The following is a 14,926-nucleotide window of genomic DNA, read 5'->3' on the forward strand; positions in this document are numbered from 1 at the left end:
GGGATCGAGTCAGCCCACGGCGCGCACCATGTCGACGAAGAGTGCGTGCACCCGGTGGTCCCCGGTCAGTTCGGGGTGGAACGAGGTGGCGAGGGCGTTTCCCTGGCGTACGGCCACGATGTGCCCACCGTGCACCGCGACGACATCCGCCCCGGCGCCCACCGACTCCACCCAGGGAGCCCGGATGAAGACGCCCTCGACGGGTCCGCCGGGCACTCCGTCGACCTCGACGGCGGCTTCGAAGGACTCGTTCTGCCGCCCGAAAGCGTTGCGGCGCACGATCATGTCGATGCCTCCGACGGTCTCCTGGCCCGAGCGCGGGTCCAGGATCTTGTCGGCGAGCAGGATCATGCCGGCGCAGGTGCCGTAGACCGGCATCCCGGCGGCGACCCGCTCGCGCAGCGGCTCCAGCATGCCGAACAGCACGGCCAGTTTGGACATGGTGGTGGACTCACCACCGGGTATGACGAGCCCGTCGACCTCGGCGAGCTCCTCGGGCCGCCGGACCGGCCTGGCCACGGCGTCCGCCGAGGCCAGGGCGATCAGGTGTTCCCGTACGTCGCCCTGGAGAGCCAGGACTCCGATGACAGGGGTGTCGGTCATCAGTGGGTTACCAGCCGCGGTTGGCGTAGCGCTCGGCCTCGGGCAGCGTGTCGCAGTTGATGCCGACCATGGCCTCGCCCAGGTTGCGGGAGGCGTCCGCGATGATCTTCGGGTCGTCGTAGAAGGTGGTGGCCTTCACGATGGCGGCGGCACGCTTGGCCGGGTCGCCGGACTTGAAGATGCCGGAGCCCACGAAGACGCCTTCGGCGCCGAGCTGACGCATCAGGGCCGCGTCCGCGGGGGTGGCGACGCCACCGGCGGAGAACAGGACGACGGGCAGCTTGCCGAGCTCGGCGACCTCCTTGACCAGCTCGTACGGGGCGCGGAGGTCCTTGGCGGCGGCGTACAGCTCGTTGTTGTCGTAGCCGCGCAGGCGGGCGATCTCGTTCTTGATCTGGCGCAGGTGCCGGACCGCCTCGACGACGTTGCCGGTGCCGGCCTCGCCCTTCGAGCGGATCATCGCGGCGCCCTCGGCGATGCGGCGCAGGGCCTCGCCCAGGTTGGTGGCACCGCAGACGAAGGGGGTGGTGAAGGCGAACTTGTCGCTGTGGTTGACCTCGTCGGCCGGGGTCAGGACCTCGGACTCGTCGATGTAGTCGACGCCGAGGGACTGCAGGACCTGGGCCTCGACGAAGTGGCCGATGCGGGACTTGGCCATGACGGGGATGGAGACGGCCTCGATGATCTCTTCGATCATGTTGGGGTCGGACATCCGGGCCACGCCGCCGTCCTTGCGGATGTCGGCCGGGACCCGCTCCAGGGCCATGACGGCCACGGCGCCCGCGTCCTCGGCGATCTTCGCCTGCTCGGCGTCGACGACGTCCATGATCACGCCGCCCTTGAGCTGCTCGGCCATGCCGCGCTTCACTCGGGCGGTGCCGGTGGCCGGGGACTCGGTGGACTGGGTGCTGGGAAGCGTGGACACGGATCGACCTCACTGGGGTGAAAAGGCGCTGGAACTCTGCAGCCCTGAGCAAACGCTCCGGAACCAGTCCACAGCAAGGGCCAATAAGCACCCCGTGGATCGTTTTGCCCTGCCACGTCCCGCGCCCACCACGCCACGTCCCGCGCCCACCACGCCATGTCCCGCGCCCGCCTCCGCCGGGGCGCCCGCCCCTCCCCCGCCGGACGCCCCCCTCAGGTACCGGGCCGGTCCGCCAGGGCCACCGGCGCCTCGTCGTCCATCTCGAACGCGAGCGGGAACGGCGCGTGCCCGGCGAGCCGGAACAGCCGCACCGTGCGGTGCCTGCGCAGCGCCCGGGCGGCCCGCACCGAGTCGTTGTGGAAGCGGCGCGCCATCGGCACGCGCCGTACGGCGGCGGCGAGTTCCCCGGCCGCGTCCTCACCGCCGGGGAACTGCTTCACCGCCTCGACCTGCGCCGTCTCGCCGAACACGGCCCGCAGCGCGGTGCTCAGCTCGCTCTCGGAGACCTCGCGCTGCTCCTCCTCGGCCTGCCGGGCGGCGTGCGCCGCCTCGTACAGCACGATGGAGGCGGCGGGGTCCAGGACCCCGGACGTGGCGAGTTCCTGGGTGACCGAGGCGCGGCGCAGCAGCTGCGCGTCCAAGGCCGCGCGGGACGCGTCGATACGGGCGTGGAGCCGGTCGAGCCGCCCGGCGGTCCAGCTGAGGTACAGGCCGATCGCGAGGAGCGCGACGGCGATCCAGATGAGGGTTTCGATCACGGGCGGCAACGCTACCTTCGGCGGGGGCACCGCCGGTCCCCGGGCCGCCGTCGGCGGCCCGGGGAGGCCGGCTCAGTCCTTGGCGAGGCCGAAGCGGGCGCGCAGGCCCGTGCGTTCGTCCGTGTCCACGGACGCGGCCCCCTCCGTCACCGTCTCGTACACCCCGAGGATGTCCGCGCCGACCGTCGCCCAGTCGAAGCGCCGTACGTGGGCGCTGCCCCGCTCGCTCAGACCCGCGCGCCGCTCCGGGTCGCCGAGCAGCCGGATCGCCGCAGCGGCCAGCGCGTCCGCGTCCTCGTTGGCGAAGAGGTCGCCCGCCGCGCCCTGGTCCAGCACCTGTGCGAACGCGTCGAGGTCGCTGGCCAGCACGGGGGCGCCCGCCGACAGGGCCTCGACCAGGATGATGCCGAAGCTCTCGCCGCCGGTGTTCGGCGCGACGTACACGTCGACGCTGCACAGCAGCCGTGCCTTGTCCTCGTCGCTCACCATGCCGAGGAATTCGACGCGCTCGCGGAGCTCCTTCGGCAGCGAGGCGACGGCTTCCTCCTCGTCACCGCGGCCCGCGACCAGCAGCCGGGTGTCCGGGCGGGCGGCGAGGATCGCGGGGAGCGCCTTCATCAGGACGGGCAGTCCTTTGCGCGGCTCGTCGATGCGCCCTATGAAGCCGAGCGTGCCGCCCTGCCATTCCGCCTTCGGCTGCGCGCCGGCGAAGAAGCCCACGTCCACGCCGTTGGGGATGACCACGGCGTCCCCGCCAAGGTGTTCGACCAGCGTCCGCCGCGCGTACTCGCTCACCGCGATGCGCGCGCTGATCTTCTCCAGCGCCGGCTGGAGGATCGGGTACGCGGCGATCATGGCGCGGGAGCGCGGGTTGGACGTGTGGAACGTGGCGACGATCGGCCCCTGCGCGGCCCAGCAGGTGAGCAGGCCGAGCGAGGGCGAGGTGGGCTCGTGGATGTGGATGACGTCGAAGGTGCCGTCGTGGAGCCAGCGGCGTACCCGTGCGGCGGACAGGAAACCGAAGTTCAGCCGGGCCACCGAGCCGTTGTACGGGACGGGTACGGCCCGGCCCGCGGACACCACGTACGGCGGCAGGGGTGTCTCGTCGTCGGCGGGCGCCAGGACGGAGACGTGGTGCCCGAGCCGGATCAGGTGCTCGGCCAGGTCCCGGATGTGGAACTGCACGCCGCCCGGGACGTCCCAGGAGTAGGGACACACGATGCCGATCTTCACGGAGCTTCCCCCTGGGGTTCCAGATCGGAGATCCAGAGCCGCTGCAGCATGTGCCAGTCCTCCGGATGCTCGACGATCCCGGTGGCGAAGGCATCGGCCAGCGCCTGTGTCATGGAGGACGTGATCTCGGCGCGGGTACCTGTCTCCGGGACGGGGACCGGCGGGTGGATCCGGGCCCGCATCACCGGGGTGTCGTCGTAGCCGAGGGTGACGGGCAGCAGCAGCGCACCGGTCTGCTGGGCCAGCAGCGCCGGTCCCGCGGGCATCCGGGCGGTGTCGCCGAAGAAGGTCACCTCGACGCCGGAGGCCGACAGGTCCCGGTCGGCGACCAGGCAGATCAGGCCGCCCGCGCGCAGCCGCCGTGCGAGGGTCCCGAAGGCGGCCCCGCCGCTGTGCGGCAGGACCTCCATGCCCAGACTCCGGCGGTAGGCCACGAACCGGTCGTACAGGCTCTCCGGCTTGAGCCGCTCGGCGACGGTGGTGAACGGCACCTTCAGGTCGGTGGTGACCCAGGCGCCTGCCAGGTCCCAGTTCGCCAGGTGCGGCAGCGCGATGATGACGCCGCGCCCGGCGTCCATGCCCTCCGTGAGCCGGTGGGTGTCCTGGACGTCGATGCCGGCCTTGATCCGTTGCGGGGTCCAGGTCGGCAGCCGGAAGGACTCCATCCAGTAGCGCATGTAGGAGCGCATGCCGGCCTTCGACAGCTCGGCGAGGCGGGCCGGGCTCGCGTCGGGCACCACCCGGGCCAGATTGGACTCCAGCCGCAGCACGGCCTTGCCGCGCCGCTTCCACACCTGGTCGGCCAGGGTGCGGAACAGCGCGCGGGCCGCCGGCTCGGGCAGCTTCTTGACCGCGCCCCAGCCGAGCCCGTAGAGCCCGTCGGTCAGCCGCTCCTTCAGATCGGGTCCGGTGCCGCTCACTGCGCGGCCTCGCTCGCCTGCTCGGCGGCGGCCGCGTCGGCCTCGGCGGACTCCCGGCGTACGGTCACCACCCGCTGGATCAGCGTGACGAGGCTGCCCGCGGCCACGATCCACAGCGCGATCGGCAGCAGGACCTGGATCCCGGGCACGCCGAAGCCGTGCAGCCCGGCCAGCCCTGCGGCGACCAGCGAGATCACCAGTCGCTCGGCGCGTTCCACGAGTCCGTTCACCGCGACCGGCAGGCCGATCGACTCGCCGCGCGCCTTCGTGTACGAGACCACCTGGCCGCTGGCCAGACAGAAGATCGCCACCGCGCACAGCGTGTTGTCGTCGCCGCTGCCCGCGTACCAGAGCGCGAACCCGGCGAAGATCGCCCCGTCCGCGACCCGGTCGAGCGTGGAGTCCAGGAACGCGCCCCACCGGCTGGAGATCCCCGCCTGCCGGGCCATGTTCCCGTCGACCAGGTCGGAGAAGACGAAGACCGTGATCACGATCGTGCCCCAGAAGAACTCCCCCATGGGGAAGAAGACCAGCGCACCTGCCATCACTCCGGCCGTGCCGACGAGTGTGACCGCGTCGGGGCTGACCCCGAGCCGGAGCAGCAGAGCGGCGAACGGTGTGAGGACACGCGTAAAGAATGCACGCGCGTACTTGTTCAGCATGGCCTTCCCGAGGTTCGGCGGGCCGCGCGACCCCGTCGGTCACCGGCTGGCCCATCGTAGTCACCAGCGGGGTGCTCCATGGCGGGGCACCCCGTCCCGGCCGATGTCCCGGAAGTCCTGCCCGGCCGTGCACGACGTATGGACGGCACCGGACGGGAGTGGAAAGCTCGAATGACCGCGGGCGTCGCCGAAGCCGCCGTGGCGGCCCCCCGTCGCCCGTGCACCTTTCTCCCCCACCGCGCCGGTGTCCACCCGGGCACCGCGCCACCCATCGGGAGGCACGCATCATGGGCGACAGGACACATGCGCACACCGGAGCCGCCGGCAGGGCGACGACGGCCGACGGGCCCGCTTCCGTAAGGAACGTGGTGCTGGTCGGCCACAGCGGCTCCGGCAAGACCACCCTGGTCGAGGCCCTCGCGCTGACGGCCGGGGCGATCAACCGGGCCGGCCGGGTCGAGGACGGCGGGACCGTCTCCGACCACGACGGGATCGAGCGGCGCCGGCAGCGCTCCGTACAGCTCTCGCTGGTCCCCGTCGAATGGGACGGCTACAAGGTCAATCTGCTGGACACCCCCGGCTACGCCGACTTCGTCGGGGAACTCAGGGCCGGTCTGCGGGCGGCGGACGCGGCCCTCTTCGTCGTCTCGGCGGCCCAGGAGGCCGACGCGGTGGCGGGCACCACCCGCGCCGTGTGGGAGGAGTGCGCGGCCGTCGGGATGCCGCGCGCGATCGTCGTCACCCACCTGGACACCGCGCGCACCTCCTTCGACGAGATGACCCGGGTCTGCGGCCGGATCTTCGGGGGCGACGACCCGGACGCCGTGCTCCCCCTCTACCTGCCGGTGCAGGGGCCCGAGGGCCCTGACGGGCACGCCCGGCTCACCGGTCTCACCGGGCTCCTCACCCAGCGGATCTTCGACTACTCCTCCGGGGAACGGACCGAGCACCCGCCGGCCGGTGACCAGCGGGCCCCGCTCCTCGAAGCCCGCAACCGGCTCATCGAGGGGATCATCGCCGAGAGCGAGGACGAGACCCTGATGGACCACTACCTCGGCGGCGGCGACATCGCCGTCGGGACGCTCGTGGAGGACCTGGAGCGTGCCGTCGCGCGCGGCTCCTTCCATCCCGTGCTCACGGCCGCACCGGCCCCCGACGGTGCCCGTCAGGGCATCGGGACCGTCGAACTCCTGGACCTCGTCACCCGCGGCTTCCCCTCCCCGCTCGAACGCGCCCTCCCCGCCGTCACCGCCCCTGACGGCACCCCGCGCCCCGCCCTGGTCTGCGACCCGCGGGCGCCACTGGTCGCCGAGGTCGTGAAGACGTCGTCGGACCCCTACGTCGGACGGGTCTGCCTGGTCCGCGTCTTCTCGGGCACCCTGCGCGCGGAGGACGCCGTGCACGTCCGCGGCCACGGCCTCGACGACCCCGGTCACCCCACCCGCCCCTTCCACGACGCCGACGTACGCGTCGGGGCGCTCTCCTCCCCCTTCGGTGGGCAGCAGCGCCCCCTGGACGCGTGTGTCGCCGGGGACCTGGCCTGTGTGTCCAGGCTGGGCGGGGCCGAGACCGGGGACACGCTCTCCGCCGCCGGCGATCCGCTGCTGATGGAGCCCTGGACCATGCCCGACCCGCTGCTGCCCCTGGCGGTACGCGCCCACGGCAAGGCCGACGAGGACAAGCTCTCGCACGGTCTGGCCCGCATGGTCGCCGAGGACCCGACCATGCGGCTGGAGCAGAACCCGGACACCCACCAGGTCGTCCTGTGGTGCATGGGCGAGGCCCACGCCGATGTCGCCCTGGAGCGGCTGCGCAGCCGGTACGGCGTCCAGGTCGACACCGTCCCCCACCTCGTCCCCCTCCGCGAGACGTTCGCCTCCCGGACCGTCGGGCGCGGCCGGCACGTCAAGCAGTCGGGCGGCCACGGGCAGTACGCCATCTGCGAGATCGAGGTGGAGCCGCTGCCGCCCGGCACGGGCATCGAATTCGTCGACAAGGTCGTCGGCGGTTCCGTGCCCCGGCAGTTCGTCCCCTCGGTCGAGAAGGGCGTACGCGCCCAGGCGGCCCGTGGCGTCGCGGCCGGGCACCCGCTCGTCGACGTGCGCGTCACCCTGCTCGACGGGAAGTCCCACTCGGTGGACTCCTCCGACGCCGCGTTCCAGACCGCTGGCGCTCTCGCCCTGCGCGAGGCCGCCGCCGACACCCGCGTCCAGCTGCTCGAACCGGTGGCCGAGATCCGGGTGCTGGTCCCCGACGACTACGTGGGCGCCGTGATGAGCGACCTCGCGGGGCGCCGGGGACGGGTGGTCGGCACCGAACAGGAATCCGGGGAGCGCACCCGCATACGCGCCGAGGCGCCCGAGATCGAGATCGGCAGGTACGCCGTCGATCTGCGCTCCCTGACGCACGGCACCGGGCGGTTCGACCGGGCGTACGCCCGGCACGAACCCATGCCGCCCCAGCTCGCCGACCGCCTGCGCGAAACGGAGGAAAACCACACGAACGGGACCTAGTTGTCCGGATTTGACGCCCGCCGCCCGCCCAGGAGCCCAACGGCGGGCGGCGCCGCGTTCCGGACGATACGCTGTGGTCCCAGCTCAGAAGGTGTGCGACGTACGGTAGTTGGGAACAGCCGCAGGAGCAGACCGTGCGGGCGAGTGGGGGCGACAGTGGCCAACGACGGATTCGATTTCTCTCCCGGAGCGCAGATCCCGCTCCAGGGTTCCGGCGGACAGGCGGTGGCGACCAACGCCCTCGCCTCCGCCGCGTACCGTGACAGCGATGTGGCGGAGATCCTCAAGGCCAACAGCGAGTGGCACAAGTCGGAAGTGAAACCGGGCAACTCCAAGCTCTTCAAGTCCGACTATTTCAAGCCGAATCTCGGTGAGGCCTTTTCCCGCGCCGTCCAGGAACGCATGCTCGGCGGCGGCCGCGGCGCCCTCATCCAGTCCTTCGGCAGCGACCCGCAGACCGTCGTCGAGCACTGCCTCTCCGCGACCCGGCTCCGCAAGGCGCGCGACACCAGACTCACCATGATCACGGCCGTCTTCGGCATCGCCTTCCTGCCCGGACTCGTCCTCTGGGTCCTGGCCTTCCGGCTGCGCGACTCGCTCAACAAGTCCAAGGACACGGTGTTCCGGTCCCTGGGCGGCGTCCTGCTCGTGGCGGTCGGCGGTGTCGCCGCGTTCTTCCTGATCACCATGCCGCTCACCGGGCTCCTGGCCCTCTACCTGCGCGCCATGGTCGTCGCCCCGCTGATCGGATGGGTGCTCGCCAAACGGATCGCGGAATCCTCCGCCAAGGACATGCGGGCCCGCTGGTCCGGGCTCCTCTCCGGCACCGGTGTCAGCGCGAAGATCCCCGAGGCCGTCCCGAAGAACCCCAACGAGACCGCCCGCGAGGCCCTGCGCCAGGGCCTGGAGAAGCTCTCCGCCGAACAGCAGTCGAACTCGGTCTTCTACGCCGGTGCCAAGGGCGTCCTCGGCATGGGCACCCGCTGGGGCAGCTGGCAGCTCGCCGAGGAGCTGGTGCCCAAGGACCCGGCCAAGGAGATCCACCAGTTCCGCAGCTGGGATGTGGTGCGGGCCATCCACGACAAGTTGAAGATGCTGGAACGCGGCCCTCTGAACACCGGCGGATTCCCCACCCCGTCCGTCAAGCACTGGATCGTCTCACCCGTCGGGGAGAACGCGGACTCCGTCTCCCGCCCCGAGGGCGAGGACGTGGCCACCTTCCAGATCAAGCCCCACGAGATACAGCGCATCTGCAATCACCAGCAGTTCAGCAGCGGTGACCGGCACTACCTCGGCGTCCAGTTCACCCTCTGGGACGGCCAGTTGGTCATCACCATGCTGATCACCGTCACCGTGCTGCACGAGACCCTGCGCATCGAGGTGACCGGACACGCGCTCGGCCCTGTCCACTCGCTCTTCCTGTCCAAGCCCGCCGCCGAGACGAAGACCGTCAAGAAGTCCGTCCGGTTCTGGGAGACCCGCACCATCACGCTCCCCCTCGTCAAGGCCAACGAGGTCGTGCGGCTCGCGCTGCGGGCGCCCCTCACCTGGTATCCGCCGCTGCTCGACTACTTCGGCGGCAAGATCGTCCTGCCGGAGCCCTTCGGGCTGCGTCATGCCTGGGCGGCCCAGCCCTGGGGCCACCGCTTCATGGCCGACGACGCCATGCGGGCGGCCACCCCCGTCCTGCGCGTCGTGCACTCCGCGGCCATGCGGGTCCTGGAGGAGCACGGCGTCGACACCGAACGCTTCAACAACCGCTCCATGGCACTCAGCGGCATGGTCCAGGACGCCGCGCCGAAGAAGGCCGACGTCTACGACGCATGACACAGCGGGTGGGCCGCCCCGTGCTGGGCGCCCCACCCGCTGGAGTGATCCGCTCGGACCGGCAGAAGCTCGGACGGCCAAAGGCTCCGTCGGCCGGGTCTCAGACGGCCGGCAGATCCGACGGCCACGCGTCGGCCAGCATCGTCCGGGTGTCTCCCAGCAGTTGCGGCAGCACCTTCGTGTGCCCGACCACCGGCATGAAGTTCGTGTCCCCGCCCCAGCGCGGCACCACGTGCTGGTGCAGGTGGGCGGCGATACCCGCGCCCGCGTCGGCGCCCTGGTTCATCCCGATGTTGAAACCGTGCGCCCCGGACGCCGCCCGCAGCGCGACCATGGCCCGCTTCGTGAAGTCGGCGAGCTCGGCCGTCTCCGGACCGTCCAGCTCCGTGTAGTCGGCGACGTGCCGGTACGGCACCACCATCAGGTGCCCGCCGTTGTACGGGTACAGATTCAGGACCGCGTAGACCTTCTCGCCACGCGCGACGACGAGCCCGTCCTCGTCCGACTTCGCGGGAATCACGCAGAACGGACAGCCGTCCCCGGACCCCGGGCCGCTCGGCTTGTTCTCACCCTGGATGTAGGCCATCCGGTGGGGCGTCCACAGGCGCTGGAACGCGTCGGGCGTCCCCACTCCGATCTGCTGCTCCGGCTCACTCGTCATGCCGGTCAGCATATTGCTTCACCCCTGCCGAGCGTGTCGCCGGGGCCCGACCGGGCAGCGCACCGCGATGCTGGGGCCATGAGCGACCGCCCAGCCTCTCCCGCACCCTTCCGGCTCACGGAATGGGAGCGGCGTACGGAGGTCCCGCTCTTCGTCGCGGCGCTGATCTTCCTCACCGGCTACGCGGTACGCGTCCTCGCCCCCCACGACAGCGAACCGTGGCCCGACATCGCCCTCGCCCTGGTCGCCGCCACCTGGCTGCTCTTCGCGGTGGACTACGGTGTGCGGCTCCGCCTCAGCGGCCTGGGCGGGCACTTCGTACGCACCCACTTGCTGGACACCGTGGTACTCGCGCTGCCCCTGCTGCGCCCTCTGCGTGTGGTCCAGATCTACACGGCGGTCCAGAAGCGCCGGGACGAGCCACGGCTGAGCCTGTATGCCCGCGTGATCGCCTACGCGGGGCTCACGACCGTACTGCTCGGCTTCTCGGCGTCGCTCGCCGTGTACCACCTGGAGCACACGGCCCCGGATGCCAGCATCCGTACGTTCGGCGACGCGGTGTGGTGGGCGTGCGCGACGCTCACGACGGTGGGGTACGGGGACGCCGTGCCGGTCACGTTTCCCGGCCGGGTCATCGCGACGGGACTGATGGCCTGCGGGCTGGCTCTGCTGGGGGCGGTGACGGGATCGTTCTCGTCGTGGCTGCTGCAGGTGTTCACCCGGGAGGACGAGAAGAGGCCCCCGGGGAGCGCGTAGCTCCCCGGGGGCCTCCTCACGCAGGGATCACACCTGTACGCGGCGCTCCACCACATCGACGAGCTTGGCGATCGCTTCGTCACGGGCGATGCCGTTCTCCTGCGAGCCGTCGCGGTAGCGGAAGGACACCGTGCCCGCGTTCATGTCGTCGTCACCGACGATGATCATGAACGGGACCTTGGCGCGCTGGTGGTTACGGATCTTCTTCTGCATCCGGTCCGAGGAGGCGTCCACATCGACCCGCAGCCCCTTCTTGCGCGCCTCGGAGGCGAACTCCTGGAGGTACGGGATGTGGGTGTCGCCGATCGGGATGCCGACCGCCTGGACCGGCGCCAGCCACACCGGGAACGCGCCCGCGTAGTGCTCCAGCAGCACCGCGAAGAAACGCTCGATGGAGCCGAACAGCGCGCGGTGGATCATGACCGGGCGCTGCTTGGTGCCGTCCGGGCCGGTGTACTCCAGGTCGAAGCGCTCCGGGAGGTTGAAGTCGAGCTGCACGGTCGACATCTGCCAGGTACGGCCGATGGCGTCCTTGCACTGCACCGAGATCTTCGGGCCGTAGAAAGCGGCGCCGCCCGGGTCGGGGACCAGCGGGAGGCCCTGCTTCTCGGCGACCTGGCGCAGCGTCTCGGTGGCCTCTTCCCAGACCTCGTCGGAGCCGACGAACTTCTCCGGGTCCTTGGTGGAGAGCTCCAGGTAGAAGTCGGTCAGGCCGTAGTCGCGGAGCAGGTTCAGGACGAAGGTGAGCGTCCTGTCGAGCTCCTCGGCCATCTGCTCCTTGGTGCAGTAGATGTGCGCGTCGTCCTGCGTGAAGCCGCGGGAGCGGGTCAGCCCGTGGACGACGCCCGACTTCTCGTAGCGGTACACCGTGCCGAACTCGAAGAGGCGCAGCGGCAGTTCGCGGTAGGAGCGGCCGCGCGCGTCGAAGATCAGGTTGTGCATCGGGCAGTTCATCGGCTTGAGGTAGTAGTCCACCCCGTCGTCGAGCTGCATCGGCGGGTACATGCCGTCGGCGTACCAGTCCAGGTGGCCGGACTTCTCGAAGAGCTTGCCCTTGGTGGCGTGCGGGCTGTAGACGAACTCGTAGCCCTCCTCCTCGTGGCGGCGCCGCGAGTAGTCCTCCATGGCCCGGCGGATGACGCCGCCCTTGGGGTGGAAGACGGCGAGGCCGGGGCCGATCTCGTCGGGGAAGGAGAAGAGGTCCAGCTCGTTGCCGAGCTTGCGGTGGTCGCGCTTGGCGGCCTCCTCCAGGAACTCCAGGTGCGCCTTGAGCTCGTCCTTGGTGGGCCACGCGGTGCCGTAGATGCGCTGCAGCATGGGGTTCTTCTCGCTGCCCCGCCAGTACGCCGCCGCGTTCCGCATCAGCTTGAACGCGGGGATGAAGCGGGTGGTGGGCAGGTGCGGGCCCCGGCAGAGGTCCTTCCAGCACAGCTCACCGGTCTTGGCGTCCAGGTTGTCGTAGATGGTCAGCTCGCCGCCGCCCACCTCGACGTCCGCGCCGTCGCCGGCGTTCTCGAGGGAGTCGGAGCCCTTGATGCCGATGAGCTCCAGCTTGTACGGCTCGTCGGCGAGCTCCTCGCGGGCCGCCTCGTCGGTGACGACCCGGCGGGAGAACTTCTGCCCGCGCTTCTGGATCTCCTGCATCTTCTTCTCGATGGCCTTGAGGTCCTCGGGCGTGAACGGCTTCTCGACGTCGAAGTCGTAGTAGAAGCCGTCCTTGACCGGCGGGCCGATGCCCAGCTTGGCCTCGGGGTGCAGCTCCTGCACGGCCTGGGCCATCACGTGCGCGGTGGAGTGCCGCAGGATGTTCAGGCCGTCCTCGGAGGAGATCTCCACGGGCTCGACGACCTCGCCGTCCTTGAGCTCGTACGCGAGGTCGCGCAGCTCGCCCTCGACCCGGGCGGCGACGACGGTGCGCTGCCCGGGGAAGAGCTCGGCGGCCGTCGTCCCCGTCGTCACCACGTGCTCTTCCCGCTCGGAATCGCGTTGGATGATCACACGGACGTCTGACACCGGTCTCTCCTGACTGAGGGGGTGCGTCGCATTCCTCTGCGCGCAAGAGGAATCGTACCGAGCCGGAGGCCCCGGACGCGAAATGGATACTGCGGGGGTGCCCCCGGGGCTATCCCTCATCCCCCGTGCAGGCCTCCTCGAAGAAGTCGACGTTCTCCTGGAGCGACTTCATCAGCCGGTCCCGCTCCGCCTCGTCGACCTGGACGGGCGCCACCTGGGAGGCGCCGGTGAGCCGCCGGAAGCCGCCCCTGTTCTCCAGCCGGCCCTCCACCCGGAGCGGGAGTCCGACGAGGTGGGCGTGGCCCGCGATCCGGTAGGCCTCCTCGTCGAGCTCGATCCGTACGTGCGCGACCTCCGCGCCCGCCAGCACCCGAAGCCGTACGACGCCGGGGCCGCGGGGTCCGGAGCGGCGCAGCCGTACGACGGCTCCGGTGATCCGTACCGGGACGGCGGGTTCGTCCTGGAGGTAGCGCACCCCGGCCAGGCGCAGGGCGGGCAGATCGCCCGGGGAGAACTCGACGGGTTCGGGCCGTGCGGGGCAGCCTTCGGGGGTTCCGGCGGCGGGTGCCCAGTCCAGCGTGATCCTGGCGCCCTCCGATCCCCGGACCAGAGCGACGACCGCTTCGGTCAGCTCGCGGCTGACCCCGGCCGCGACGGCGCTGCCGAACGCCTCCATGCCACCGGTGGCCCGCTGGTAGTCGACGGCCTCCCGGGTGGCGTGCAGGGCCTGGTAGAGCTGTACGGCGACGGCCCGGCCGGCGGCGACGGGGACGAACACGGTGAGTCGGCGGCCGCCCGGCGCGGGTCCGACGAGGGTGCCGTCCAGGGCCGCGCGGGCCTTCCCGCGGTTGCGTGCGCCGTGGTAGCCGGCAGTGCCGCGTACGGCGAGTGCCCCGGCGAGGAGGATCTGCCGGGCCGCGGTGCGCAGTTGTTCGGCCTCGGTCCAGCCGGCGGCCCCGGACGTCTCCTCGGGGACGTCGCGCCACCAGCGGATCTCGTCGCTGGGGACGGCGAGGGAGACGAGGACGTCGCGCGCGGACGGGGCGGCGCTGCGGGCGAGCGCGGTGAGGGCTTCGGCGAGCAGGTCCTCGCTGTCGGGGTAGGCGGTGGTGTCGGGCACGAGCAGGCTGGTGCCCGACGCGGCGGGGCCGGGCGGGGTCCAGCGGCTGTAGTGCCCGGCGGCTCCTCCGCGCCGGCGCCAGCCGTGCCGGCCCAGGAGGACGCCGAGTACGGCGGGGTCGACGAGGGTGGGGCCGGGCCCCTGGTGCGGATCCGGGTCCTCGGCGTACGGGTGTGCGCGTGGGCCCGCCGGTGTCGCTCGGCCGGCGGGCTCGTCCATCGACCGGTGCATCAGGGTCTCCCTCCCGCCCCGACCCGGGCCATGATCTCGCAGAGTGCCCGGTCGTCGAAGATCCGCGAGGTCGGGATCCGCACAGTGGTCCTGTGCCGGCCCGTCACCGCGTGGCCGGCGAGGTTGGTCCAGTAGCAGCAGTGCCGCAGGTCGAGCCGTTCGTGTCCGGCCCGCAGCCAGTCGTCCTGGCTGCGGGGCACGAGCATCACGACAAGGATCTTGTGCACCGACACGGGGGTCCGCGCGAGCTTCACCAGGTGGGCGTTGTCGAGGGTGAAGGCGAACGAGGCGCCCGGTGGGTGCGGGGGGATCTGGTAGGTGCACTTGAGCTGCACCTTGATGGTCACTTCGTCGTCGACGGTGTGGGCGGGGGCGCCGTGGCTGACGTGCCAGTCGATGCCGTTGTCGGGGAAGGGCTGCGAGAGGGAGCATCCCGCCGCGGCCGCCACGGCGTGCAGGTAGCCCACCTGGAGGGTCTCCATGCAGGCGGTGGTGGCGAGGGTGCCGCGCAGCGGTGGTGCGGTCCGCTGCGGTGGCGGTCCTCCCCCGTGGTTCCCGGCTCGGGCAGGGCCCCCTGGGTTCGGCTGCGCGAGCGCCATGGCTCCGTGTGCCTTCCGGGCTGTGCCGACCGGCTGCCCGGTCTCCGCTGACGGGACGGCCAACTTCCTTTCCCGTCACCTGTGTTGTCACCGCAGGAGAGGCGC

The 14,926-nt window shown here is 71.4% G+C and carries 13 protein-coding genes; 3 read left to right on the top strand and 10 right to left on the bottom strand.

The window, feature by feature from the left end:
• Positions 1-9 precede the first annotated feature (9 nt).
• The 6 genes from pdxT to pgsA form a co-directional block, all read right to left on the bottom strand.
• Positions 10-603 carry a pyridoxal 5'-phosphate synthase glutaminase subunit PdxT gene (gene pdxT / locus OG524_RS06140; protein WP_405391954.1) on the bottom strand — a complete coding sequence of 198 codons (594 nt, stop codon included), beginning with the start codon at positions 601-603 and terminating at the stop codon, positions 10-12.
• A 7-nt stretch (positions 604-610) separates the two neighbouring features.
• Positions 611-1,528 carry a pyridoxal 5'-phosphate synthase lyase subunit PdxS gene (pdxS, locus tag OG524_RS06145; RefSeq protein WP_405391953.1) on the bottom strand — a complete coding sequence of 306 codons (918 nt, stop codon included), beginning with the start codon at positions 1,526-1,528 and terminating at the stop codon, positions 611-613.
• A gap of 212 nt (positions 1,529-1,740) precedes the next feature.
• On the bottom strand, positions 1,741-2,286 hold the full coding sequence (locus OG524_RS06150) for a hypothetical protein (RefSeq protein ID WP_405391952.1): 546 nt from the start codon (positions 2,284-2,286) through the stop codon (positions 1,741-1,743).
• Positions 2,287-2,358: 72 nt separating this feature from the next.
• A complete protein-coding gene (locus OG524_RS06155; RefSeq protein ID WP_405391951.1) occupies positions 2,359-3,519 on the bottom strand; it encodes a glycosyltransferase family 4 protein in 1,161 nt (386 codons plus the stop codon).
• Positions 3,516-4,439, bottom strand: coding sequence for a phosphatidylinositol mannoside acyltransferase (locus tag OG524_RS06160; protein WP_405391950.1), 924 nt, complete (start codon positions 4,437-4,439; stop codon positions 3,516-3,518). The genes OG524_RS06155 and OG524_RS06160 overlap by 4 nt, the downstream gene beginning before the upstream one ends.
• The gene (gene pgsA, locus OG524_RS06165; RefSeq protein WP_405391949.1) at positions 4,436-5,101 is read right to left on the bottom strand and encodes a phosphatidylinositol phosphate synthase; all 666 of its coding nucleotides are present in this window, start codon (positions 5,099-5,101) and stop codon (positions 4,436-4,438) included. Before pgsA ends, OG524_RS06160 begins: the two co-directional genes overlap by 4 nt.
• Before the next feature lie 287 nt (positions 5,102-5,388).
• On the opposite strand from pgsA, the gene OG524_RS06170 reads away from it, so the two are divergent.
• Together OG524_RS06170 and OG524_RS06175 are read left to right on the top strand one after the other, a co-directional pair.
• Complete coding sequence (locus OG524_RS06170) at positions 5,389-7,614, top strand: elongation factor G-like protein EF-G2 (RefSeq protein ID WP_405391948.1); 2,226 nt, start codon at positions 5,389-5,391, stop codon at positions 7,612-7,614.
• Between the two features lie 156 nt (positions 7,615-7,770).
• A complete protein-coding gene (locus tag OG524_RS06175; protein ID WP_405391947.1) occupies positions 7,771-9,441 on the top strand; it encodes a hypothetical protein in 1,671 nt (556 codons plus the stop codon).
• 100 nt (positions 9,442-9,541) lie between these two features.
• On the opposite strand, the gene OG524_RS06180 is transcribed toward OG524_RS06175, so the two are convergent.
• Entirely contained in the window at positions 9,542-10,114 is a 573-nt protein-coding gene (locus OG524_RS06180; protein WP_405391946.1) for an HIT family protein, read from the bottom strand.
• A gap of 66 nt (positions 10,115-10,180) precedes the next feature.
• Between OG524_RS06180 and OG524_RS06185 the strand changes: the two genes are divergently transcribed.
• Entirely contained in the window at positions 10,181-10,858 is a 678-nt protein-coding gene (locus OG524_RS06185) for a potassium channel family protein (RefSeq protein ID WP_405391945.1), read from the top strand.
• A 27-nt stretch (positions 10,859-10,885) separates the two neighbouring features.
• Here OG524_RS06185 and thrS read toward each other — a convergent pair whose 3' ends face one another.
• The 3 genes from thrS to OG524_RS06200 form a co-directional block, all read right to left on the bottom strand.
• Positions 10,886-12,871 carry a threonine--tRNA ligase gene (gene thrS / locus OG524_RS06190; RefSeq protein ID WP_405391944.1) on the bottom strand — a complete coding sequence of 662 codons (1,986 nt, stop codon included), beginning with the start codon at positions 12,869-12,871 and terminating at the stop codon, positions 10,886-10,888.
• 109 nt (positions 12,872-12,980) lie between these two features.
• Positions 12,981-14,222 (bottom strand): hypothetical protein, encoded by a 1,242-nt coding sequence (locus OG524_RS06195; RefSeq protein ID WP_405391943.1) that lies wholly within the window; start codon positions 14,220-14,222, stop codon positions 12,981-12,983.
• Entirely contained in the window at positions 14,222-14,821 is a 600-nt protein-coding gene (locus OG524_RS06200) for a DUF4365 domain-containing protein (protein WP_405391942.1), read from the bottom strand. The genes OG524_RS06195 and OG524_RS06200 overlap by 1 nt, the downstream gene beginning before the upstream one ends.
• Positions 14,822-14,926: the final 105 nt, after the last annotated feature.

It is taken from the genome of Streptomyces sp. NBC_01520 (assembly GCF_045040375.1).
Lineage (GTDB): Bacteria > Actinomycetota > Actinomycetes > Streptomycetales > Streptomycetaceae > Streptomyces.

Coding starts and splice junctions, on each gene's coding strand:
- pdxT (WP_405391954.1), bottom strand. CDS start 603: ATGACCGACACCCCTGTCATCGGAGTCCTGGCTCTCCAGGGCGACGTA.
- pgsA (WP_405391949.1), bottom strand. CDS start 5,101: ATGCTGAACAAGTACGCGCGTGCATTCTTTACGCGTGTCCTCACACCG.
- OG524_RS06170 (WP_405391948.1), top strand. CDS start 5,389: ATGGGCGACAGGACACATGCGCACACCGGAGCCGCCGGCAGGGCGACG.
- OG524_RS06180 (WP_405391946.1), bottom strand. CDS start 10,114: ATGCTGACCGGCATGACGAGTGAGCCGGAGCAGCAGATCGGAGTGGGG.
- OG524_RS06185 (WP_405391945.1), top strand. CDS start 10,181: ATGAGCGACCGCCCAGCCTCTCCCGCACCCTTCCGGCTCACGGAATGG.
- OG524_RS06195 (WP_405391943.1), bottom strand. CDS start 14,222: ATGCACCGGTCGATGGACGAGCCCGCCGGCCGAGCGACACCGGCGGGC.
- OG524_RS06200 (WP_405391942.1), bottom strand. CDS start 14,821: ATGGCGCTCGCGCAGCCGAACCCAGGGGGCCCTGCCCGAGCCGGGAAC.